Raw genomic sequence first — 22,194 nt, forward strand, 5'->3', positions numbered from 1 at the left:
AAAAATTTTACTTGCCGAAAGGAGTGCGGGGTAAATGAATTCTCAAGCACAACCCCTAACAAGACGAGGAGCAGAATTGATTGTTGATACGCTGATTGCTCAAGGTGTGACCCATGTTTTTGCAATTCCAGGTGCCAAAATTGACGCCGTATTTGATGTATTAAAAGACAGAGGTCCAGAGCTTGTCCTATGCAGACACGAACAAAACGCCGCCTTTATGGCAGCTGCTGTCGGCCGCTTAACCGGCAAACCAGGTGTTTGTCTCGTCACATCAGGTCCTGGCGCATCTAATTTAGCAACAGGTCTATTAACAGCCAATACAGAAGGTGACCCTGTTGTCGCAATCGCCGGAAACGTCATTCGTGCAGATCGGCTAAAACGAACACATCAATCACTCGACAATGCGGCATTATTCAAACCAGTCACAAAATACAGTGTTGAAGTACAAGACGTTCATAATATACCCGAAGCCTTAACAAATGCTTTTCGCGCGGCACAAAAGGGGCAGGCTGGAGCAGCATTTATCAGCTTTCCACAAGATGTCGTGACAGAACACACCACACAAACACCAGTGTCTGCTCACCCTTCTCCAGAACTAGGTCCTGCACCGGATGCTCTCATCAGCTCGGCTATCGCCAAAATTCAAAATGCACACTTACCTGTTGCCATTGTGGGAATGAAAGCAAGTCGTCCAGCTGCTGCAAAGGCTACAAGAACATTATTGAAAACACTTGGAATTCCATTTGTCGAAACGTACCAAGGAGCCGGCGTTCTCTCAAGAGAGCTCGAGTCTCAATATGTAGGCAGAATCGGTTTATTCAGAAATCAGCCGGGGGATCTTCTCATTGAACAAGCAGATGTCCTTTTAACCATCGGCTTTGATCCAATTGAATATGATCCGAAGCATTGGAATATTCAGCCGAAGCAGCGACAGATCATCCATGTCGATGACATGCAGGCAGATATTGATCATTTTTATGAGCCAGCGCTTGAGCTTGTCGGCAATATAGCTGAAACCGTTAAACATCTAGCCCATGACAGTGTTCCACTTTCTCTATGCAAAGAACAAATTGAATTCGTCACTGAATTACAGGAGCTGTTAAGCGACATTGAAAAAGCACCAGAAAGAGAAAGTCATCTATCTCACCCGCTGGATGTCATTCATACATTAAGACGCCTGATTCCTGATAACACGAAGGTCACCTGTGATATCGGGTCTCACGCGATTTGGATGTCGCGTCACTTCCGCGTCTATGAGCCGAACACATTCCTTGTGAGCAACGGAATGCAAACATTAGGTGTCGCCTTACCATGGGCCATTGCGGCTTCCATATTGAATCCAGATGAAAAGATCATTTCGGTCTCTGGTGATGGCGGTTTTCTCTTCTCTGCAATGGAGCTAGAAACAGCCGTCCGCATGAAAACAAACCTCGTTCACCTTGTTTGGAATGACAGCACATACGACATGGTGGCATTTCAGCAGGAAATGAAATATGATCGCACATCCTGCGTTGAATTCGGACAGATCGACTTAGTGAAGTATGCGGAAAGCTTTGGAGCGACTGGATTACGGGTTAACTCACCTGAAGAGCTTTCAACTGTCCTTCAAAAGGGTATAAACATAGAAGGACCCGTTATTATTGATATTCCGATTGACTATCAAGACAACCCAGACCTCGCCAGTCAAAAATGGCCAGAAGTCTTTCGTGAAAATCGCACATTGAACGTCTGATAAGATGTCCATACATTACACCAAAGGAGTGAGCGGATATGGGTATGATGCACCCAATGAATCAACACAGCGACACAAAACAACATGACAAACAGCAAGAGGTCTATCAAGTATCGACGATGACCTCTTTGCTGGAAGCCGTATATGATGGAGATTTCTCCCTTTCACAAATTCCCGAGCACGGTGATTTCGGTATTGGTACATTCAATCAATTAGATGGAGAGCTGATCGGCTTTGATGGCGCATTCTACCGACTGCGCTCGGATGGAACAGCGACACCGGTTACCAATCAAGACTATTCACCCTTCTGCTCTTTAGCATTCTTTGAAACAGATATCGTTCATCGAATTGATGCAGCCATGACGAGCAAAGAGCTAGAAGAAGAAATCGACCGCATTTTACCAAGTAAGAATGTGTTTTATGCAATCCGCATTGATGGATCATTCAAAAAGGTGCAAACACGTACGGTCGAAAAACAGGAAAAACCTTACGTTCCGATGGTGGAAGCAGTCAAGTCACAGCCCATCTTCGATTTCGAGGATATTCAAGGAACGATCGCCGGTTTCCGTACACCGCAGTACGCACATGGTATTGCAGTGAGTGGATATCATCTTCATTTCATTGATGACGATCGAAGTGTCGGCGGACACGTATTTGATTACACCGTTGATCAAGTGACCATCCGAATTTCTCAAAAACGTCATATGAATTTACACTTGCCAAATACGCAAGAATTCTTCCAAGCAGACATTGATCGAGCTGACCTCGCACAACAAATTGCCAGTGCAGAAAGCAGTCCAGATCAATAAAATAAAGACATCCCGGTGATTCCGGGGTGTTTTTTTATGCAAAAAGAATACTCATCACTTCATTACATTTCATTTCGTTAGTAAATTTAAATTCACTCATTCTATTCGTAATGAAATATGCTAAAATATCAACAGAAGAAAGGTGGTCATACGGTGTCAAACGACTATAGCATTCCGAACTTAACATTAGATGAAAGAGATAAACAAATTTTATCCATATTACACGAGGACGGGCGTATGTCCTATACAGATCTCGGGAAACAAGTCGGTCTTTCACGTGTTGCTGTACAAGCCCGTATACAGCAGCTCATTGAAGCAGGCGTCATTGAACGATTCACAACGGTCATCAATCCTGCTAAGATCGGCATTCATGTTTCTGTCTTCTTTAATGTAGAAGTGGAGCCGAAATTTTTAGAAGCAGTCGCCCTTCAGCTTGAGCAGGAAACAGCTGTCACAAGCCTTTATCACATGACAGGGCCAAGCAAGCTGCATATGCATGGCATTTTTCAAAATGAACAGGAAATGGAGACATTCCTGACAAAAAAACTGTACCCGCTAGAAGGCGTCGTGAGTGTGGACTGCCAAATGCTCATTAAACGATACAAAAGCCGAATGGGCATGAAATTGTAGACAGGAGTTGAAGCACTTGCAATCATATATCGAACTCATCATCGCTATGGTGCGAACCGGTATTCTCGGTTTTGGCGGAGGTCCTTCCGTCATACCACTCATTTGCCATGAAGCGGTGGTGAAATATCAATGGGTCAATGATGACGAGTTTGGAGAAACACTCGCCATCGCCAACGCATTACCAGGTCCGATCGCGACCAAAATGTCAGCATATCTCGGCTATCGATTGAAGGGCGTATCCGGCGCAATTGTCGCAACAGCTGCCCATATTTTACCGACATGCCTCGCCATGGTGGCACTCGTCACACTTGTCAGCGTCTTAAGCTCCTCACAAATCATTCAAAATATGATTGGCGCCGTGACACCAGTTATTGCCGTCCTGCTCGGGATCATGGCATACGAGTTTGGACAAAAAACGCTGAAAGGCTTCGGAATGATCTTCGGGATCGCTCTGTTCCTGCTTGCCTTTATCGGGCTACAGGTGCTGTCCATTCATCCAGGAATCATTGTTATCATCTTTTTATGCTATGGCGCTTTTCATTTCAAACTGAAACAACGCTGGAATCGACCAAATAAAGAGAAAGGAGTGTCTTCATGATGCTGATTTTCTTTTTATTCTGGGCATTCTTCTTGTCCAATCTATTAGGATATGGCGGAGGACCTGCATCCATCCCGCTGAATTATGAAGAAATCGTCAACCATTTTCATTGGATGACGAACGAAGGATTTTCCAATATGCTTGCTTTAGCCAATGCACTGCCAGGACCAATTGCGACGAAAATCGCGGCATATGTCGGCTATGACGTCATGGGCTGGCCAGGCTTTATTGTGGCACTGCTTACAACTGTACTGCCATCAGCCATTGGATTGATTTTATTGCTCAAGCTGATTGACCGTTTTCGCCAATCCCCTGTCGTCAAAGGCATGACCTTATCCGTCCAGCCTGTCATTGCGATGATGATGCTTTTATTAACATGGGAAATTGGCGGAGATGCAGTGAAAGCCATTGGCTGGACGCAGTCGCTCGCCATTGCTGCGATCTCATTTTTCTTTATGACTAAATTCAAAATGCACCCCGCCTTTCTCATTGTGGCTGCCTTTTTATATGGCGGATTCATTCTGCCGCATTAAAAAAACCGATAACATGACCTGTTATCGGTTACAAATTGTTGACAAATGGCTAAAATGAATTTTATTTTAGCCATTTGTCTTCCTTTCAGCGTGATAGAAAACCTTTGAAGTCTAGGAAGAGCGAGCACTGGAGCAGAGCGAATTTGACATTCGTGAGCACCAGCGCGCAGGTCTGACAACGAATGCGAGGGTTTGTCTACACGCTAAAACCGATAACATGACCTGTTATCGGTTTTCTTTTACATATATATTGGAGAAACCGGTCTGCGCCCAATCGAATGATACTCGACTCCTGCTTGTTCTGCCGCTTCAAGCGTATGGCAGTTTCGCCCATCGAAAATAAGCGGCTGTCTCATCCATTCCTTATAGGACGTAAGCGGGAACGTCTGAATTTCTGTCCACTCTGTTAATATACAAGCTGCATGGACATCCTTTAGCGCTTCTTCAATCGTATGAGCAAACACGACTTTTTCAGGTAGCTCACGAGCGGCATTGCGTGCGGCAACAGAATCATACGCCACAAGCTCCGCGCCTAATTGATGGAGTTCATGAGCAATTGGAACCGACGGCGCCTCCCTCATATCGTCTGTATTCGGTTTAAAAGCAAGGCCAAGAAGTGCAATTCGCTTTCCTTCAAGATTTGATCCCAGTCTCTCCTGAATACTTCGGATAAAACCGGCTCGCTGCTCATTGTTTACTTTGATAACAGCCTTTAACAGCTCAAAATCATGCGACACATGCCCTGCGATTTGGACAAGTGCATTTGTATCCTTTGGAAAACAAGAACCTCCGTAGCCAATCCCCGCCTTGAGAAATGAAGAACCAATCCGCTGATCGAGCCCCATTCCCTGCGCCACCCATTCAACATCAGCACCTGTTTTTTCACAAATGGAGGCAATCTCATTCATAAAGCTGATTTTGGTCGCAAGGAAAGCATTTGATGCATACTTGATCATTTCTGCACTTTTTCGGTCTGTCTTGACCACTGGCAGGTGGAAATGAGCATACATCTCCTCGAGCCGGTCTAATACAGCTTTTGTTTCAGCCCCAATAACAAGCCGATCTGCCCTCAATGTATCTGAAATGGCAGAGCCTTCTCGTAAAAACTCTGGGTTAGATGCAATCGATAATGGCTCATTCCGTCCTAATTCTTGATGGATCATATGTTCGATTTGATCACCCGTTCCAACAGGCACCGTACTTTTCACCACAAGAACCGCACCTGATTTCGCTTTTGTACCCATCTCCTTTGCGGCTTGAAACACATATTGTAAATCAGCTTGGCCATCTGCCTGCTGCGGGGTGCCAACCGCAATCATTAACACATCTGCCCGCGGGTAGGCTGCCGCTCCATTTATGTGAAATTGAATTCGTCCTTGCTCAAGATTGCGTTTCAGCAGTTCTTTTAATCCTGGCTCATACATTGGTGGATGTCCCTGTTTCAGCTGCATGACCTTTCTCCGGTCAATATCAATACACGCCACATTGTGCCCTGCCTCCGCTAAACACACACCTGTGACCAGTCCCACATATCCACAGCCTGCAATTGCAATATTCATGACACCATCAGCTCCCCATACGCCTTATGCTTGTAATGACATCGTATGCTGGGAGCTTTCGTTCCATTCATAAAAGCATACAAAAACCCCCTGCCATCACCAGCAGGGGGTCACTTTTATGAAACAAGACCATTTCGAATATGAGCAATCAGATTTTCAAGCATTTCTTTTGTGGTGACGTCATTTGAATTCTCACCAATATCATGAGCGTACATCAAAATTTTTAAAAACTCTTCTTGATTCAAACCCTTATTATCCATGTCTGTATCCTTTCGATTCCACTAATTTCATTATTATATGCTGTAAGGTTGGTTTATGCAATACTCTAATACATCATTCGACAGCTTTTGAAATTTATGACCATTTTCATGAAAAACTTTTTTATAAATCACCATTGAGCTATAATAAAAGAATTGGAATCTTTTACTTGGTTAGGAGCGGATCAAATGCTTCAGCACAACATCAACGAGGAAGAAATCAAACAAACAGCCGAACAGATCAAAGAACTTCTTCCTGCAACAGATGAAAACAAACAACTCATCAAAAAAGCATTGATTACTTATAGACAGGACAGTGTATATCGTCTCAAGCAAGAATCTGATACGGAATGGTCAGCTTATGTACATGATGTCGTGGCAGCAAGAGTCCACCTTCATGTGCTGTTTCCTGTGAGAAGCAGCTGCTCATGTCCGGCAGATGGACTTTGTAAACACATTCTCGCTGTCTTCTTTTCGCTATACGCTCAAGTGGAGAGTGTGACTGGATTTACAGAAAATTGGTCAGAAAAGGATGAATTACAGCGCAGCAAAGAATTGATTCGCCAGCACTTCCAAGTGAAGCGCCCAGACGAACAATCACTCCAAAGCTGGCTGAATTTTTTCCAAGAGGAATTTAACCTCTGGCTGAAACGGACACCAAAGCACCAGCAAACACCGCAGCATTTGTATTACGGCTATTTATCGATCCTAAAAAAACAAGCACCTCATTCTCCTGAATTCAAGAGTTTGTATGCGATTCATACGTCAATCGATGTGTGGTTAAGGATTCATGAATTAATCGAACTTGGCCAGCTTGATGCCGAGAAGGACTTTTATTCCATGAATCCATATGTCGAACAGCTTATGAACACCATTTTCGATTCAGTGGATCACTTGAAGACATACGCCCTTTCCTTTTCCCTCGATCCGTTTCTTGAAAACACACCAACTGCCGTTCGGACACTTCTTCAAATAAACGGACCTTTCCAGCATGAACGAGTAGCGGTCTTTATGGAGATTTGGGGCACCATATTAAATAGAGGGAAATGGGTTAAAAAAGAAACAGAATTACTAAGGAACGCTCAGAAGCAAGAACAAACGGTTGAACGTACCATCGGATTGATGCACATGGATTATTTACTGAAAGAAGACGATAGCCTTTTTCAGCAATTAAAGCTGCTCAATGCAGATATGCTGCCAAATGTGCTCAATTGGCTGAAGGATCTGACAAACCGCAAGGACTGGAAGCGGCTCAAGCTATGGTATCATGAGATCACCTATATTTTAGAGGAATATTGCCAGCTCGACCTTTCCTACAGAGAACTGCGAGGAGCCGTCAGTGATTTCTTCTTTTATTTAGACGCATACTTTAAGCAGACGAAGGATCATCATTTATATGAACGCTACCTCCAGATTTGCATGCCCTATGCGTTTACTGAATATAGTCAGCTATTATATGCACAACAGCGTTATGCAGAATGGATTGAGATTCACAGCCTTGTTGGTTTCTCCATCAGTGAACTGGAGAAGGATCTGATCAAACAAATTGCAAAAGAGGAGCCTGAAGCGCTCATTCCATCATATCACCGTGAAATCTCACAGCTTCTCGATCAAAAGAATCGAAGTGCTTACCGGGAATCTGTGAAAATGCTAAAAAAACTGCGCACGCTTTATCATAAAACGAAAAAAACTGCGATTTGGGAAAGATATGTAAAGCAGCTACAGGATTCAACGAAACGGCTGCGTGCGTTCCAAGAGGAAATGAAGAAAGGAAAATTAATTGATGACACGCCATAAACAAATTGTCATTCATGCAGAACAAACAGAAGATTTCTCTTTCACCATTTCAGCGCAAGCAGAGGACGGACACCCTGTTCCGCTTAATGAAATGAAGAGGCAGCTTTTCCAATGGCACGAATCGTCTTTTTACGGAACATTTTTAGAAGATGTGAGCTTTATTGGCACACCTGCCTTCCTGCTAAGCCCTTGGATGACCGTCGAACTGCTAGGAAAAAATTCGTTTAATACCTTTAGTCATGTGACACTAACCGATGAAACGGAACCACTGATGAAGACCGCCTCCACCATTTATGAATTCATTGAGGATGAAGATTTCATTCCCGATTACGAGGCATGGACAAAAGGTGTGCTTCGTTTTAAAGACAAAGAAGGACTATTAGATGGCTATACGGCTGAGTGGTTCTCCTTTGCCGTACAGGATTATATTCAATTTGATAATGCCTTACAGCACAAATGGAACCGGATGACAGAACAATCGCCTGCGCTCTCATCCTTCCAAGGACATTTTTTAGATGAGCAGGATTTCTTGGAAACGATTGGCTGGATTGATGACGACACACCTTTCACTGTCGGCTTGCGTTTAAATGAACCGGATTTCGACGGAGATGATTGGAAAATCGAATTGTTTTTGCGTGATAAGAAAAACAGCGACCTTCACTTTTTTGAAGGCATCCGTTCATTGAAAAGGTCTTGGCATCCGTATCAAGATAAAATCTCAAGAGAGCTGGAACGATTCGGTCAAATTGTCCCTTGGCTCTCTTTCACATCTGGCACCACGCTCATGTCAGAAGACGAAGCATGGCTCTTCCTATCTGAAGCAAGTGAAACACTTGTGAATATGGGCATTGAGATCCTGCTCCCATCGTGGTGGCAAATTGTCAAAGAAAGCACCATGATGCTAAAAGCAAGGATTTCCTCTACCCCGAGAGGCGAGTCGCATGTCGGAATGGATGCCTTGATGGACTTTAATTGGCGCTTCGCTACAAACGGCATCGAGCTGACAGAAGATGAGTTCAACGAGCTTGTCCAAAGTAAACGGCGCCTTGTCAATATTCGTGGACAATGGATCAAAATCGATCCAACCTTCATCCAGCAAATGAAAAAATGGATGGAGCGTGCCGAAAATGAAGGGCTGCACATGTCTGATATTTTGTCACGTGAACTGGCAGATCAAGAAGCATCCTCTGAATCGATTCCAGAGCTGCTAGACAGCTCAGCATTTGCACATATTCAATTTGAACTTTCGTCTCAATTAAGAGGGCTTGTTCATCAGTTAAATGATACGCATGAGCTGCCTTCCTACGAAATGAGTGAGTCCTTCAAAGGCACACTCAGGCCGTATCAGCAGCATGGTGTCAACTGGCTGTTATTCTTAAGATCTCATGGATTTGGGGCTTGTTTAGCAGACGATATGGGTCTTGGAAAAACGATTCAAATGATTGCGTATTTCACATATTTAAAGGAGCAGGAGCAAAATGCCGCTCCATCTCTCATCATTGCGCCGACCTCTGTTTTAGGAAACTGGCAGCGGGAGCTTGAAACCTTCGCACCACATTTGAATGTTGCCTTGCATTACGGGCCATCACGCCCTCAAGGGGAACACTTTACAAAGGCATACGAGTCAACAGATATTGTCCTGACGTCTTATGGACTCTCACATTCTGATCGTGATGAATTAACGTCAGCAAAGTGGGATACGATTTGTTTAGACGAAGCCCAAAACATTAAGAATGCCCATACGAAACAATCGAGAGCGATCAGACAGCTCAAAGGGCAGCATCACATTGCCCTTAGCGGGACACCTATGGAAAACCGTTTGACAGAGCTTTGGTCCATTTTTGACTTCGTCAACAAAGGATATCTCGGCAGCCTGACGAGCTTTCATAAGAAATTCGTTCTGCCGATTGAAAAAGATCGTGATGAAAAAAGAATTGAACAGCTGCAGCAGCTGATTAAGCCTTTCCTATTAAGACGAACAAAGCAAGATGAAGAGGTCGCCCTGAATCTGCCTGAAAAACTCGAAGAAAAAGAATTCATTCCGCTATCTGCTGAGCAGGCTTCTTTATATGAACAGCTCGTGAAAGATACATTCGAACACATGGCTTCGTTAACAGGAATGCAGCGGAAAGCCATTATTTTAAGTATGCTCGGCAGACTCAAACAGATTTGCGATCACCCGGCTCTCTATTTAAAAGAGAGTGGAACCGATGTGAAACTGCTGAAACGTTCATTAAAAATGGATAAACTCGCAGAGCTGTTAAAAGCAATACATGAGCAAGGAGAAAGCTGCCTCATCTTTACGCAGTATATTGGAATGGGGAACATGATCAAGCAGCTGGCGGAAAAAATGTTTGGAGAACCAGTTCAATTTTTAAATGGCAGTCTGTCCAAACAGGAACGGGATAAAATGGTGGACCGCTTCCAGAAGAAAGAATTCAACATCTTAATTCTCTCTTTAAAAGCAGGAGGAACAGGACTTAACCTAACCGCCGCAAACCATGTCATTCACTACGACAGATGGTGGAATCCTGCTGTGGAAAACCAAGCGACCGACCGTGCTTATCGGATCGGACAAAAACGATTTGTTCACGTCCATAAGATGATCACAACGGGCACGATCGAGGAAAAAATCGATCAAATGCTCGAAACAAAGCAAACGTTAAATGATCAAATTATCCAAAGTGAAAGCTGGATTACAGAGCTATCGACAAACGAACTAGAAGATTTATTCACATTAAGTGCCGCCGCTCAATCATCTTAATCCAAGCAAAAAGAGGACTTTCTCAACATGATGAAAAGTCCTCTTTTTTCATTTCATATGAACATAGGTTAAATGTGCAGTTTTTTCAATGCAGATTTCACGTTCATATACGTATTCAATTCACGGAAGTCTTCTCTCATTTCTCCCATTTTCATCGCAAGGTTCGGTTTAATTCCTGTCACGATGAGTTCCGTACCTGTCATTAAAATCAAATCGTTCAGCTTAAAGATCGCATCTGCCACAAATGAATCAACTTCTAATAAACCAGACAGATCGACAATAAAATAATCGTCCTTGGATTGAGAGATATAGGTGGAGACTGTGGAGATAATCTTATCAAATCTTGGCGCTGTTAACGTACCAATGATCGGTAACACAGAAATACCATCTTTCACAGGAACAATGGGAACAGAAATGTTCAGCACTTCATCAATTGATTGCTCAAGAAGCTCCTGCTGTTCCTTCTCTTTCGTGACATCTTTTTGCAGACCAACGAAATAAAGACGTTTCCCTTCATTTTCGTCAATCCAAAGAGGAGCTACACTTAACTCATTCCAAAACATCTGTCCAGATTTTTTATAATTTTTCAGCTGAACAGTGACAGCCTCTTTGTTCTCAATAGCTGTTCTAATTTGTTGGAGAGCAATTTGCTCTGTTTCATTTCCTTGAAGGAAACGACAATTCTTCCCCAATACTTCGGGTTCTTGATAGCCTGTCATATCTAAAAAGCCCTTGTTCACATATATTAAAGGATTATCAGGTAAAGACGGGTCCGTCACCGTCAGGCCAACCTGAGTATAGTCTAAGGCTTCCTTGATTAAATGCAGATTTTCGGACTTATAAGATTCCAGCGCCATTCGTTTACTCTCCTTAATTTCCTTACAAGCGGGTTATGTTCATAATTAAATTATATGATGTTCCACATCATGTGTAAATAGAAGTAGTTCTGAATTCCTCTTTTGTAGAATGCGCTTTATCCTATGTGATTTATACAACGACATCCGATGCATCTATTTCAACAGGTGACGAATCATATACGCCACACCATGTTCATCATTTGTTAACGTGACATGATCAGCGATTTCTTTCATATCCTGTCTCGCATTGCCCATCGCAACCCCAACACCAGCTGCTCGAAGCATCGATTCGTCATTTAAACTGTCTCCTACAGCCGCTGTCTGGCTTAAAGGAACACCAAGTCGTTCTGCCAGCCTTGTTAATGCCTGGCCTTTAGATGCATCCTTTGAACCAATTTCAAAGTTATGATCGGCTGAACTGACCATTGTGACATCTGAATCATCACCAAACATATCCCATCCTGCCTTCAATCTGCCTTCAAAGAAAGAGAAACCTAAGATGTTGTAGAATGAAAGCTTTCGATCCTCACGAAACAACTCTTTATATGTATCAATATAAGAAAAACCCGACTGACTGTATTGCACTTCTGCCGCTTGTTTTAAAACACTCAGGTCCGTTTCTGGATTTGCACTTTTTAAGCGATCCATTTCAATCGCAAGAAGCTCTCTACCACGATTCGGTGTGAAAATGGCTTCGTTTGTAAAAACTTCATAATAATAATCACGTTCTTCAAGCCACGACAATATGCGTTTGGCCTTTTCTTCTTGTAAAGCAGCTGAATGATATACTTGTCCAGCCGGATCATGAATCACAGCTCCATTGGCACTAATCACCCATGTATTCATCCCAAGCTCATCAAAAATAGACCTCACATCAAAATACGCTCTTCCTGTAGAAACGACAACTTCCAATCCATTCGCCGCTGCTTCCTTTAATGCCTGCTCATTTTCCTGACTCACTTTGTGTTCACTATTCAATAACGTTCCGTCTAAATCCGTTGCAATCAATTGAATGTTTGTCATCGTTCTCTCCTTTTTGTCTCCATTTTGGCTATCATACCGCTGATAAAATCCATCATCAAGAGGTGATCGGTTTATCATTGAATAAAAGGGTACCCGGCCACGCTACATGACCGGATACACACAAGGGGATTTAAGGGGACACATGACCTATACAAAGAAGCGATGGTTCTATTACGCAGTGTTCTTATGCTCAAGGCAGCGTCTATCAGCTTTAGCTAGAGGGGGCTGTCAGATGCTAGACGTTACCTTTTGATTCAGACCGTACCTCCTTTCCTTTCAACTGCCCTTAGTCTACCGAGAAAGGTTGTATATGACAAAACATGAAAATGACAAAATTCCCCCTCAAATTCTCTATTTCCTCTTTAATTTCTGCTTTTTACCGCTTGAGTATAAAACATCATCTTGTTTTGTTTGATGAAAAACTTATTTTTCATAAATTGATAAAAAACATCTGAATGAATCCAATTACTAGAAGGCATGTGAATATAATCAGATCCGTCCCACGCAAACCAATAAAAACAAAGCTGCCCGTCATGAATCGACAATTGAAATTCAAAGTAGTCCATTTGATCCTCGGTGACGTATTGAAACGTGAGTGACTCGCCTTCTTCCATGTACACATCACAAAATGAAAGAATGTCTCCCCACGAATAAACGCGCATTGTGCTCTTTGCCTTCTCCTCGCCAATATGTATGTTTCGCAATTGATAAGACTCCATAAAACATCTCCTTTCACTCATATGCAGCTCGCTTTAAGCAGGCAGCGGTTTCATTTATACAGATGTTGTATGCTATAATGTTACTTACGAATAATGAACGCTTGTGAGGTGCAAAAAATGAAAACCTTTAGGCTGATTGATTTAAAAATCGAACTTGATCCAAAGCAAGATAAAATGTCCAGCATTCCCCTTCGTGACGGTTTAATCATTAATAAAGAAGATGGTGAAAATCACTGGATGATCGAGGCACTCATTCCAAAGAAACATAGACAGGAGTTTGAGGTGCTCTTTCAGCAGCACACTGAAGTGAAGATTCTAGTAACGATCACAAAAGAAAACAACCGCCCTGTTCATCTATCTGTCCAAGTCAAAAACATTGTTGCTTTAGAAGAAAACATTTCTGTGCTGCTCGATGGTAAGATGATTACAAATCGTTACAGAACAGAAACCGAAGAAGTACTTAAAGACCTCGTCAAAGAGGGGCTTTCCGGAGAAAAACTGCTGGATGCATTTAAACAAAACACATAAAAAGAGCGGGATTAGCCGCTCTTAGATAGTTGACAAAGGGCTAAAATGAATCTTATTTTAGCCCTTTGTCTTCCTTTCAGCGTGATAGAAAACCTTTGCAGTCTAGAAAGGGCGAGCACCGAAGCACAGACCTGACAACGAATGCGAGGGTTTGCCTACACGCTGAGAGCGGGGTTAGCCGCTCTTTTTCTATTGCACATCTTTCGATTGGCTTTGATGTTTCAAGAGATCTCTAATTTCAGTTAGTAAAACTTCCGTTTGATCCGGCGTTTCTACAACCTCTTCTTCCTCTACCTTTTTCCGTTTTAATTTATTCAAATAACGAATAAAGATAAAAATGGAAAACGAGATAATCAAGAAATCAATCACTGTTTGTATGAAGCTTCCATATAAAATTTGCGCAGATCCGATCTTAATAGATAGACCGCTAAAATCATGTCCGCCAATAATAATACCGACGAGCGGCATGATCAAATCATTCACAAGAGAAGTGACAATTTTGCCAAATGCTCCCCCAATGATGACACCTACAGCCAAGTCAATGACATTTCCCTTGACTGCAAATTCTCTAAATTCTTTCAGCATCTTTTATCACCTTCATCTTTTTTGTCTAATATGACGTTTTTTTGTCAAAAATGCAAGTCCTGATCCGTTCAGACTAGTTGTTTCCATATAAAAAGCGATTCATCCTTGATGAACCGCCAGGCAAATCATGATACTTTAGGACCGATAGAAAATGTAAGTTCTGCTTCACATGCCACTTCGCCATCTACTGTGGCTACTGCTTTTCCTTTTGCAACTGGACCCTTGAGGCGCGTCACTTCTACCTCTAAACGAAGCTGATCGCCAGGCTTCACCTGTCTTTTGAAACGGCAGCCATCAATTCCTGCAAATAAACCAATTTTCCCTTTGTTTTCTTCTTTGCCTAACATAATGACTCCAAACACCTGCGCAAGTGCTTCTACAATTAGCACACCCGGCATGACTGGGTATCCTGGGAAATGACCATTAAAAAATTCTTCGTTCACTGTGACATTTTTAATCCCAACCGCTCTTTTCTCTCCCTCAACCTCTAAAATACGGTCGACCAATAAGAATGGATAACGGTGTGGAATAATGTCTTGAATTTGCTGAGCATCAAGCATATCTTGATCTCTCCTTTTTTCTATATCGATGATCTTCATTTGATTCCTATAGAAGTATATTATGAATGCTCGTATTTTTCAACGTCCGCTCCACATATATGGTAAAAAATAGAATCTACTATTACCTATTGTCATCAAATATAATCCACACTACACTCATTGTTTTTTCACAAATATGGTAATATATATTACATCATTGATTGAATAAGAGGGTAAAAATGAATTTTATAAGTGATAAATCCATTAAAAAACTTCTCCATTCGTGGTATACAATGCTAAAGCATCGACATTTTTCGAAGGCTGAAGAAATCAAAACAACTCTATTAAAACATCAACGTAAAATATCAAAAAAACAGGAACTCTATTTACATTATCAGCTGATGCTTTTTCGCCAGCAGCTCTGGATGAATCAGACAGAGGACTTAGAAAAAATGAAACATGAATTGATGCAGCACAAAGATGATATGAACGAAGAACTGGCCTATTACTTTTACTTCTTTCTCGGACTTTACGAAGCTTTAAACAGCGATCAAAATGATGCGATCTACTATCTCGAAAAGGCGGAAGAACGACTGTCGTTCCTTAACGATGAGCTGGAGGAAGCAGAGTTCCATTTCCGTACAAGTGGTGTTTATTACAACAACCGCTATTCGTTGCTATCGATTCGTCATGTTCAAAAAGCCATGGATATCTTTGCAAAGCATGGGGATGACCACAGCCTCTATCGTTGTAAAATTGTGCTTGGTCTTAATTATAGCGATCAAAAAAAATATGAAGAAGCAGAAGCTCTTTTTATTGAGATCATCGAATACGTGAAAATCATTGATGATCAAGAACTGCTCGGTATCGTTTATTATGACGCTGGCTTTATTCAGTCGAGACAAAACCGTCACAAGAAAGCGCTGGAATACTTTAAAAAAGCACTTCGTCTCCCAGCATACCGGAAGTCCGCACACTCCTATGTATCGTGCCTCTACGAAACTGTGCGTTCCTGTTATAAAGAAAATTTAACCGATGAAGGAATGAAGTATATTCAAAAAGGATTGAAAGAAGCCGTTACTTCTCAATTTGATATATTAAGAATCAAGTTCCAAATCTTATTTCTTCTCTACAGCCAAACGCCAAAGGCAGATGAGCAGATCGCAAGGCTCGTCACATGCCTTGAACGAAAAGAAGCTTGGATTGATCTTGAGGATCTGCTTGCCGATGTCTCAGATTTTTATAAAAAAAAGGGCGACTTTGAGCGAGCCGCCTTTTTTATCATGAGAGGCTGATGTCAGCCTGCTCATTATCGAATTGTATTCACTAGTCCAAGCATTTGATCACCCATCGTAATCGTTCTTGAATTCATCTGATAGGAGCGCTGTGTTGTCATGAGATCTGTTAATTCTTTAGACATGTCCACATTCGACGTTTCAAGTGCACCTTGCTGAAGCTGAATCGCTTGGCGGTTTGCTCCATTTAGTGCCGTTAATGCACCTTGATAAGTACCGTCAACTGAGAACAAATTATCTCCTTCAGAGACAAGTGCTGAAGAGTTATTGACTTGTACAACACCTAGATTCACTTGCTGATTCGGTTGATTATCTCTTGAAATGGCTGTTAGACGTCCATTTTTATCAATTGAAATATCACGGAAATTCGCATTTAAGACGATTTCATTTCCGTTTTCATCAAGAATCGGATGGCCTTCGCTAGTGACAAGCTGCACTTGATTACGATTATTGCCTGGCTGTAAGTAAAGAGAACCGTCTCTTGTATAACGAATATTGCCGCCGACATTGACCTGCATATACTGAGACGGCGCTCCAAATGCAACATCAAGATCACGACCTGTTTCTTTAATCGAGCCTTGCAGCGAGTTAATGGACGCATTCACCATCGTACCTGTACCAAGCCTTAGCCCATCAGGTGTCAGACGACTGTTTGCCACCTGCGCATTTTTTTCATCCACCTGGTTGAACTGTTGTCTGATCAGCTCTGAGAAACGGGTATTTTTCGCACGGTACCCTGTTGTTTCACTGTTCGCGATGTTATTACTGATAATATCAAGCTGCTTTTGTACTTCGTTCATTGATACAGCTGCATTGATCATCGTTCTAAGCATGAGAATCCTCCTTTCTTTTTCATGTCTTGATTAGTACACTCTGCCGATTTCATTCACTGCTTTTTCTAAGCTTTTATCATACGCCTGAACCACTTTTTGGTTTGTTTCAAATGCTCGATAGGCGGTTGTCATTTCTGTATATGATTTCGTCACATCCACGTTCGACAGCTCCGATACACCTTGACTTAACGTATAGGACATTTGACCGTTATTGACTGCGCTTGGCAGGGGCTGGTTATCAGCTGTACGGTATAAATCATTTCCTTCTCTCGCTAAGTTCCTTGTATCCATCGCAACACGCACATCAATTTGCCCGAGATTTTGTCCATTTTCACTCACAGTTCCATCTGCATTCACTTTGAAATTCTCACTCTGAACCGTAATTGGCTGACCTGTTACAGAAAGAAGGGCACGTCCATTGATAGTCAACTGATTTTGTGCGTTCATTGTAATTGAGCTGCTTTTCGTATAACGAACGCCTTCTGGTGTATTGACGGCATAAAAAAGCGCTGATTTCTGATTGGTCTCCGGGTTGATCGGCACATTATTTTCGACTAGTGCGACATCCGTTGTTTGATCTGTTGTTTTTAAAGTTCCTTGTGTAAATTGAGGAATCAGTTCCTGCATATATGTCCCCGTATTAATGCCGCCAATCGGCGTTTGCTGTGGAACACTAAAACCTTTGCCTGAGGAAGTTTGGAAACGTCCTGACTCCATTCGGCTTAGCAGCATTTCTGGAAATGCCCGCATGGTCCCCTCATCCGCTTTATATCCTGGCGTATTCGCATTTGCGATATTATTTGAAAGCATTTCTGTCCGCCGCTCTTGAGCGATCATGGCAGATGTTGCGGTATATAGTCCTTTTAACACGTGCTCACCTCATTAAAATTCTTTCACATGACCTAAACACAATCTTCTATGAAATATATCGGCATATTTGCAGGGTTCTTTAATAAAAATCCCCCATTCTTTCGAAAAAGAATGAGGGACATCATTAGCTGAGTTTACGCTTTGGCAGCTTGTCCATATTATCAAGCATGACGCCAGTACCAACAGCTACACAATCCATCGGATTCTCAGCCACGAAAACTGGTACTTTCAGCTCTTCTGCAAGCAATTGATCAAGCCCGTTTAGAAGAGCTCCGCCACCTGTAATGATGACGCCGCGATCAATAATATCAGCTGATAATTCAGGCGGTGTTCTCTCAAGAACTTGCTTCGCAGCCTGAACAATCGCAGATACAGATTCACGCAATGCTTCTTCTACTTCTTTGCTTGTGACGGTAATCGTTCTTGGTAATCCTGTCACCATGTCTCGTCCACGAATTGAAATCTCTTCATGACGTGCGTCTGGGAATACCGTTGCAACTTGGATCTTAATATCCTCAGCCGTGCGTTCACCGATCAACAGCTTGTACTCTTTTTTAATGTAGTTGAGAATTTCCAGATCAAATTTATCTCCAGCCATTTTAATAGAAGAGGCGGTTACAATGTCACCCATTGAGATGACAGCGATATCTGTCGTTCCGCCTCCAATATCTACGACCATGTTTCCACTTGGCTGAAAAATATCCATACCAGCACCAATAGCTGCTACTTTCGGCTCTTCTTCAAGAAATACATGCTTACCGCCGCTTTTTTCAGCAGCTTCTTTGATCGCCTTCTGCTCAACAGATGTAATGTTTGTTGGGCAGCAGATGAGCATACGCGGCTTTGAGAATAGCCCTTTCACATTTAATGAGTTAATAAAATGCTTGAGCATCGCTTCAGTTACTTCAAAATCAGCAATTACGCCATCTTTTAATGGACGAATCGCAACAATATTCCCAGGCGTACGTCCAACCATACGTCTAGCCTCTTCTCCAACAGCCAAAACTTTCCCGCTGTTTTTGTCAAGAGCTACAACAGATGGTTCATTTAACACAATTCCTTTTCCTTTGACATGAATCAGTACATTGGCAGTACCAAGATCAATTCCAATATCCCTAGCAAACATCTATATATATCCTCCTTGAAAATCTGTTTCCATAGCAAATACCACATTCTGCCCTAATTATATATTCTATCATAATTTGCAGAAAAAAAGATATTTCTTTACAAAAGTCTTTACAAAATTTGTGGTTAGAAACTACCGATATGAGGAAGATATATATATCATGTTTAAGAACAAAGAACTAATCTTATTGTTTCACAGGCTCGCCTTCTAAAATTTCTTCTTTTTTATACTTTAATTTAGTGGCTTCTCCCCCTCGCAAGTGGCGGATTGATTTATGATAATCCAGTATCTCCTTCACTTCATTAGCCAGATCTGGATTAATTTCTGGCAGTCTTTCTGTTAGATCCTTGTGTACAGTACTTTTAGAGACTCCAAATTCTTTCGCAATTACACGAACGGTTTTCTTTGTCTCCACGATATACTTTCCTATCTTGATTGTTCGCTCTTTGATGTAATCGTGCACACCACTCGACCTCCCTAAAATGGATGTGAGAAGTGTGAAATGAGATCCGTATCAATATTGTCCATTTTCAGCGGCGCTTGTTCGTCTTAATTCCTCATCCATTAGGTAGTAAATGCCAAACACGATCCCTCACCTCAAACACTCTCTTTGTCAGGTTTGTAACAGTGTATTAGCATTGCATAGGGAATATGCTAAAAATGAAGATGGGACAAGGGATTTATCAGAAAATGCAATCATTTCGAGTGGCGAAAATTTTCACTTTACAAGAATGGGTCGAGCACGTAAAATAGAAAAGGTGATTTTATTTACCTAGCTAAATATTGAATAAAGGTGATCATATGGATACGTTAAATAGAGAGTGTTTACATCAAATACACCAAAGCGCCAGGTTGCTGTCTAAAAAGGCGAACGAAGCGCTTGCTGCTTATGACTTGTACATGTCCCAATGGACTGTACTTTTTTGTTTGGATACATTCGGCCCGAAAACCCAAAAAGACATTTGGACATATTTGAACGTCGAAGCCCCAACCATTACCCGAACCGTAACCCGTCTAGAAGCAAATGGCTGGGTGAAACGTGTACAAGGAAAAGACAAACGTGAAAATCTGATCGTGATGACAGATGATGCTAAGGCCCGATTTGAAGAAATCAAACGTACGATGGAACAATTTGAAGAAGAATGTCTTTCAAATTTCACCCACGAAGAAAAACAACTCCTCCATACACTTTTACACAAATTATCAACTGAATAGGAAGTGACATACATCATGAACGAACGCATTTGGACGAGAGACTTTATCATGATTGTCCTGGTGAATTTATTTACGTTCACCTCTTTTTATGCACTTTTGACATTACTGCCCATTTACACAATGGATGAACTAAATGGAACAGAATCACAGGGCGGTCTCCTTGTGACGGTCTTCTTATTGTCTGCCATTGTGACAAGACCGTTTTCAGGAGCGATTATTGAGAAATTCGGTAAAAAACAGATGGCGATTTTCTCATCAACGGCTTTTGCCTTACTCACTTACTTATACATCCCAATTGATCAATTCCAAACGCTTCTCATGCTGCGTTTCGTGCAGGGCATCTTTTTTAGCATTTTGACGACAGTAACCAGTGCCATTGCGGCAGATATGATTCCAAAACATAAACGCGGGGAAGGACTCGGCTACTTTGTCATGTCCATGAACCTCGCTGTGGTTATCGGTCCATTTATCGCACTGAATCAAGTAGGAAAAGTAGGATTCCATTCCTTATTCCTTCTTTTTTCCATTATTGTTACCATTGGTGCCGCTTTTACGATGCTGATCAGACAGCCAGAGCTTGAAGATGGGGGTAGTGTCGTCTTCCGATTTACTTTTTCTCATCTGTTTGAAAAAGGTGCATTAAAAACAGCGGCAGTCGGCATCATTATTTCCTTCTGTTATTCGCCGATCATTTCATTTATTTCAGTCTATGCCAATTCCCTTCACTTGATGGGGGCAAGCAGTTATTTCTTTATTGTGTTTGCGGCAGCGATGCTTGGATCACGTCCATTTACAGGCAGACTTTTTGACCGAGTAGGACCTCACATTGTGATCTATCCTTCGATTGCTCTTTTTGCGATTGGTTTATGGATGCTGACAGCTACACATTCAGCTACAATGCTTCTTCTATCAGGTGGTGTCATTGGACTTGGCTATGGATCGCTAGTACCATGTTTACAAACACTTGCCATTCAGCACTCACCAGCTCACCGTACAGGCTATGCGACGGCTACTTTCTTCACTTTATATGATACGGGTATTGCTGCTGGCTCATTTGTATTTGGTCTTCTTGTCAGCTTCACAGACTTTTCAAACGTATATCTCATTGCAGGTATTGTTGTCTTGCTCAGTATGTTTGTTTTTTATTGGAGTGAACGAAAGCCCCAAGAAGCAAAAGCACAGAAGGTCTCCCTATCAGAATAGGATTCTATTTTAAACTTCAACGGAAACATGCTAAAATATAGGATGTTTCAAATAGACGATTATTTGAAAAATAGTTGGCATTAAGCGAAGGTATAGGTGATGTTTTGAATTACGAATTGTTTAAAGTGATACACGGGATGGCTCATCATTCTGAGTTTTTAGATCAGGCCATGATTTTCATTACGAAAAAGGCCATTCTTGTGTACGCCCTTGTCTTATTGATTTGCTGGTTTTTAGGTAATCACAAATTTAAGAAGCATGTCTTCTTTTCCGGTGTAACGGGTATCGCGGCACTTATCGTCAATTTTGCGATTACACTGTTTCATTATGAGGAGCGGCCGTTTGTGGCGCATAAAGTCGACACACTCATTCCGCACTCAGCAGATGCTTCCTTCCCAAGTGACCATACAACAGGTGCACTGGCTCTTTCACTTGCCATTCGATCTCGTAATAAAAAGCTTGGCAACATCTTGCTCGTCTTTGGATTACTCACAGGATTCTCCCGCATCTGGGTCGGTCACCATTATCCATTAGATGTTTTAGGCAGCTTGGTCGTATCGATTGTGGTCGTCTTTATCATGAATAAATTATGGAAATTCTTTGACTCTCCAATTGATCGCATCGTTACTTTCTATGAGACAATTGTAGGGAAAATATTTAGAAGGAAGCAAAAGGATCAGGGCTCTGACCTGTCTAACTCTTAAGCGGCTTGCGATAACGTG

Annotated in this window: 23 protein-coding genes; 12 read left to right on the forward strand and 11 right to left on the reverse strand. The window is 42.0% G+C overall.

The features are described 5' to 3' along the window. Positions 1 to 34: 34 nt before the first annotated feature. From alsS to MHH54_RS16625, 5 genes are all read left to right on the forward strand, one after another. Positions 35 to 1,732 carry an acetolactate synthase AlsS gene (gene alsS, locus MHH54_RS16605; protein ID WP_212045617.1) on the forward strand — a complete coding sequence of 566 codons (1,698 nt, stop codon included), beginning with the start codon at positions 35 to 37 and terminating at the stop codon, positions 1,730 to 1,732. Positions 1,733 to 1,770: 38 nt separating this feature from the next. Then, entirely contained in the window at positions 1,771 to 2,541 is a 771-nt protein-coding gene (gene budA, locus MHH54_RS16610) for an acetolactate decarboxylase (protein WP_003215261.1), read from the forward strand. A gap of 153 nt (positions 2,542 to 2,694) precedes the next feature. Further along, positions 2,695 to 3,171 carry an Lrp/AsnC family transcriptional regulator gene (locus MHH54_RS16615; RefSeq protein ID WP_003214832.1) on the forward strand — a complete coding sequence of 159 codons (477 nt, stop codon included), beginning with the start codon at positions 2,695 to 2,697 and terminating at the stop codon, positions 3,169 to 3,171. A gap of 7 nt (positions 3,172 to 3,178) precedes the next feature. Next, on the forward strand, positions 3,179 to 3,769 hold the full coding sequence (locus tag MHH54_RS16620; RefSeq protein ID WP_342500450.1) for a chromate transporter: 591 nt from the start codon (positions 3,179 to 3,181) through the stop codon (positions 3,767 to 3,769). Further along, complete coding sequence (locus tag MHH54_RS16625; protein ID WP_342500451.1) at positions 3,769 to 4,302, forward strand: chromate transporter; 534 nt, start codon at positions 3,769 to 3,771, stop codon at positions 4,300 to 4,302. Before MHH54_RS16620 ends, MHH54_RS16625 begins: the two co-directional genes overlap by 1 nt. A 239-nt stretch (positions 4,303 to 4,541) precedes the next feature. Here MHH54_RS16625 and MHH54_RS16630 read toward each other — a convergent pair whose 3' ends face one another. Continuing rightward, positions 4,542 to 5,861, reverse strand: a complete 1,320-nt coding sequence (locus tag MHH54_RS16630; RefSeq protein ID WP_342500452.1) for a UDP-glucose/GDP-mannose dehydrogenase family protein — start codon at positions 5,859 to 5,861, stop codon at positions 4,542 to 4,544. A 116-nt stretch (positions 5,862 to 5,977) separates the two neighbouring features. After that, entirely contained in the window at positions 5,978 to 6,121 is a 144-nt protein-coding gene (locus MHH54_RS16635; RefSeq protein ID WP_003214884.1) for a hypothetical protein, read from the reverse strand. A 186-nt stretch (positions 6,122 to 6,307) separates the two neighbouring features. Here MHH54_RS16635 and MHH54_RS16640 point away from each other — a divergent pair, with 186 nt between their 5' ends. Then, the gene (locus tag MHH54_RS16640) at positions 6,308 to 7,915 is read left to right on the forward strand and encodes an SWIM zinc finger family protein (protein ID WP_106035684.1); all 1,608 of its coding nucleotides are present in this window, start codon (positions 6,308 to 6,310) and stop codon (positions 7,913 to 7,915) included. Then, on the forward strand, positions 7,902 to 10,679 hold the full coding sequence (locus MHH54_RS16645; protein WP_106035685.1) for a DEAD/DEAH box helicase: 2,778 nt from the start codon (positions 7,902 to 7,904) through the stop codon (positions 10,677 to 10,679). The genes MHH54_RS16640 and MHH54_RS16645 overlap by 14 nt, the downstream gene beginning before the upstream one ends. A gap of 68 nt (positions 10,680 to 10,747) precedes the next feature. On the opposite strand, the gene MHH54_RS16650 is transcribed toward MHH54_RS16645, so the two are convergent. The 3 genes from MHH54_RS16650 to MHH54_RS16660 form a co-directional block, all read right to left on the reverse strand. After that, positions 10,748 to 11,536: an STAS domain-containing protein gene (locus MHH54_RS16650; RefSeq protein ID WP_003214597.1), complete on the reverse strand. Its 789-nt coding sequence runs from the start codon at positions 11,534 to 11,536 to the stop codon at positions 10,748 to 10,750. Positions 11,537 to 11,689: 153 nt separating this feature from the next. Then, positions 11,690 to 12,550, reverse strand: a complete 861-nt coding sequence (locus tag MHH54_RS16655; protein WP_342500925.1) for a Cof-type HAD-IIB family hydrolase — start codon at positions 12,548 to 12,550, stop codon at positions 11,690 to 11,692. Positions 12,551 to 12,921: 371 nt separating this feature from the next. Further along, positions 12,922 to 13,278, reverse strand: coding sequence for a hypothetical protein (locus MHH54_RS16660; protein WP_003214951.1), 357 nt, complete (start codon positions 13,276 to 13,278; stop codon positions 12,922 to 12,924). A 117-nt stretch (positions 13,279 to 13,395) separates the two neighbouring features. Between MHH54_RS16660 and MHH54_RS16665 the strand changes: the two genes are divergently transcribed. Next, positions 13,396 to 13,806 (forward strand): YwpF-like family protein, encoded by a 411-nt coding sequence (locus MHH54_RS16665; RefSeq protein WP_342500453.1) that lies wholly within the window; start codon positions 13,396 to 13,398, stop codon positions 13,804 to 13,806. A 189-nt stretch (positions 13,807 to 13,995) separates the two neighbouring features. Here MHH54_RS16665 and mscL read toward each other — a convergent pair whose 3' ends face one another. Both mscL and fabZ read right to left on the reverse strand, forming a co-directional pair. Next, on the reverse strand, positions 13,996 to 14,391 hold the full coding sequence (mscL, locus tag MHH54_RS16670) for a large conductance mechanosensitive channel protein MscL (RefSeq protein ID WP_003215139.1): 396 nt from the start codon (positions 14,389 to 14,391) through the stop codon (positions 13,996 to 13,998). A 125-nt stretch (positions 14,392 to 14,516) separates the two neighbouring features. Further along, positions 14,517 to 14,951 (reverse strand): 3-hydroxyacyl-ACP dehydratase FabZ, encoded by a 435-nt coding sequence (fabZ, locus tag MHH54_RS16675; protein ID WP_034620258.1) that lies wholly within the window; start codon positions 14,949 to 14,951, stop codon positions 14,517 to 14,519. 218 nt (positions 14,952 to 15,169) lie between these two features. On the opposite strand from fabZ, the gene MHH54_RS16680 reads away from it, so the two are divergent. Then, entirely contained in the window at positions 15,170 to 16,225 is a 1,056-nt protein-coding gene (locus tag MHH54_RS16680; RefSeq protein ID WP_106032129.1) for a tetratricopeptide repeat protein, read from the forward strand. 14 nt (positions 16,226 to 16,239) lie between these two features. Here the strand turns inward: MHH54_RS16680 and MHH54_RS16685 are convergent, their stop codons facing one another. The 4 genes from MHH54_RS16685 to spoIIID form a co-directional block, all read right to left on the reverse strand. After that, entirely contained in the window at positions 16,240 to 17,058 is an 819-nt protein-coding gene (locus MHH54_RS16685; protein WP_003215031.1) for a flagellar hook-basal body protein, read from the reverse strand. A gap of 30 nt (positions 17,059 to 17,088) precedes the next feature. Then, complete coding sequence (locus MHH54_RS16690) at positions 17,089 to 17,928, reverse strand: flagellar hook-basal body protein (protein ID WP_003215293.1); 840 nt, start codon at positions 17,926 to 17,928, stop codon at positions 17,089 to 17,091. A 124-nt stretch (positions 17,929 to 18,052) separates the two neighbouring features. Further along, positions 18,053 to 19,054, reverse strand: a complete 1,002-nt coding sequence (mbl, locus tag MHH54_RS16695) for a cell shape-determining protein Mbl (protein WP_012011515.1) — start codon at positions 19,052 to 19,054, stop codon at positions 18,053 to 18,055. A 184-nt stretch (positions 19,055 to 19,238) separates the two neighbouring features. Further along, positions 19,239 to 19,517 (reverse strand): sporulation transcriptional regulator SpoIIID, encoded by a 279-nt coding sequence (spoIIID, locus tag MHH54_RS16700; protein ID WP_008343327.1) that lies wholly within the window; start codon positions 19,515 to 19,517, stop codon positions 19,239 to 19,241. A gap of 338 nt (positions 19,518 to 19,855) precedes the next feature. Between spoIIID and MHH54_RS16705 the strand changes: the two genes are divergently transcribed. The 3 genes from MHH54_RS16705 (at position 19,856) to MHH54_RS16715 (ending at position 22,176) form a co-directional block, all read left to right on the forward strand. Next, positions 19,856 to 20,269, forward strand: coding sequence for a MarR family transcriptional regulator (locus tag MHH54_RS16705; RefSeq protein WP_003214738.1), 414 nt, complete (start codon positions 19,856 to 19,858; stop codon positions 20,267 to 20,269). Positions 20,270 to 20,284: 15 nt separating this feature from the next. Then, entirely contained in the window at positions 20,285 to 21,472 is a 1,188-nt protein-coding gene (locus MHH54_RS16710; RefSeq protein ID WP_106035687.1) for an MFS transporter, read from the forward strand. Positions 21,473 to 21,576: 104 nt separating this feature from the next. Continuing rightward, positions 21,577 to 22,176 (forward strand): undecaprenyl-diphosphatase, encoded by a 600-nt coding sequence (locus tag MHH54_RS16715; RefSeq protein WP_034660243.1) that lies wholly within the window; start codon positions 21,577 to 21,579, stop codon positions 22,174 to 22,176. The last annotated feature ends 18 nt before the right edge of the window (positions 22,177 to 22,194 follow it).

It is taken from the genome of Bacillus sp. FSL K6-4563, from assembly GCF_038630405.1.
GTDB classification, from domain to species: Bacteria; Bacillota; Bacilli; order Bacillales; family Bacillaceae; genus Bacillus; species Bacillus pumilus.

Bases quoted from the DNA above. Each gene is read 5' to 3' on its own strand.
- alsS (WP_212045617.1), top strand. From the start codon at position 35: ATGAATTCTCAAGCACAACCCCTAACAAGACGAGGAGCAGAATTGATT.
- budA (WP_003215261.1), top strand. From the start codon at position 1,771: ATGGGTATGATGCACCCAATGAATCAACACAGCGACACAAAACAACAT.
- MHH54_RS16625 (WP_342500451.1), top strand. From the start codon at position 3,769: ATGCTGATTTTCTTTTTATTCTGGGCATTCTTCTTGTCCAATCTATTA.
- MHH54_RS16630 (WP_342500452.1), bottom strand. From the start codon at position 5,861: ATGAATATTGCAATTGCAGGCTGTGGATATGTGGGACTGGTCACAGGT.
- MHH54_RS16635 (WP_003214884.1), bottom strand. From the start codon at position 6,121: ATGGATAATAAGGGTTTGAATCAAGAAGAGTTTTTAAAAATTTTGATG.
- MHH54_RS16640 (WP_106035684.1), top strand. From the start codon at position 6,308: ATGCTTCAGCACAACATCAACGAGGAAGAAATCAAACAAACAGCCGAA.
- MHH54_RS16645 (WP_106035685.1), top strand. From the start codon at position 7,902: ATGACACGCCATAAACAAATTGTCATTCATGCAGAACAAACAGAAGAT.
- MHH54_RS16650 (WP_003214597.1), bottom strand. From the start codon at position 11,536: ATGGCGCTGGAATCTTATAAGTCCGAAAATCTGCATTTAATCAAGGAA.
- MHH54_RS16660 (WP_003214951.1), bottom strand. From the start codon at position 13,278: ATGGAGTCTTATCAATTGCGAAACATACATATTGGCGAGGAGAAGGCA.
- MHH54_RS16665 (WP_342500453.1), top strand. From the start codon at position 13,396: ATGAAAACCTTTAGGCTGATTGATTTAAAAATCGAACTTGATCCAAAG.
- mscL (WP_003215139.1), bottom strand. From the start codon at position 14,391: ATGCTGAAAGAATTTAGAGAATTTGCAGTCAAGGGAAATGTCATTGAC.
- fabZ (WP_034620258.1), bottom strand. From the start codon at position 14,951: ATGCTTGATGCTCAGCAAATTCAAGACATTATTCCACACCGTTATCCA.
- MHH54_RS16680 (WP_106032129.1), top strand. From the start codon at position 15,170: ATGAATTTTATAAGTGATAAATCCATTAAAAAACTTCTCCATTCGTGG.
- MHH54_RS16685 (WP_003215031.1), bottom strand. From the start codon at position 17,058: ATGCTTAGAACGATGATCAATGCAGCTGTATCAATGAACGAAGTACAA.
- mbl (WP_012011515.1), bottom strand. From the start codon at position 19,054: ATGTTTGCTAGGGATATTGGAATTGATCTTGGTACTGCCAATGTACTG.
- MHH54_RS16705 (WP_003214738.1), top strand. From the start codon at position 19,856: ATGGATACGTTAAATAGAGAGTGTTTACATCAAATACACCAAAGCGCC.
- MHH54_RS16710 (WP_106035687.1), top strand. From the start codon at position 20,285: ATGAACGAACGCATTTGGACGAGAGACTTTATCATGATTGTCCTGGTG.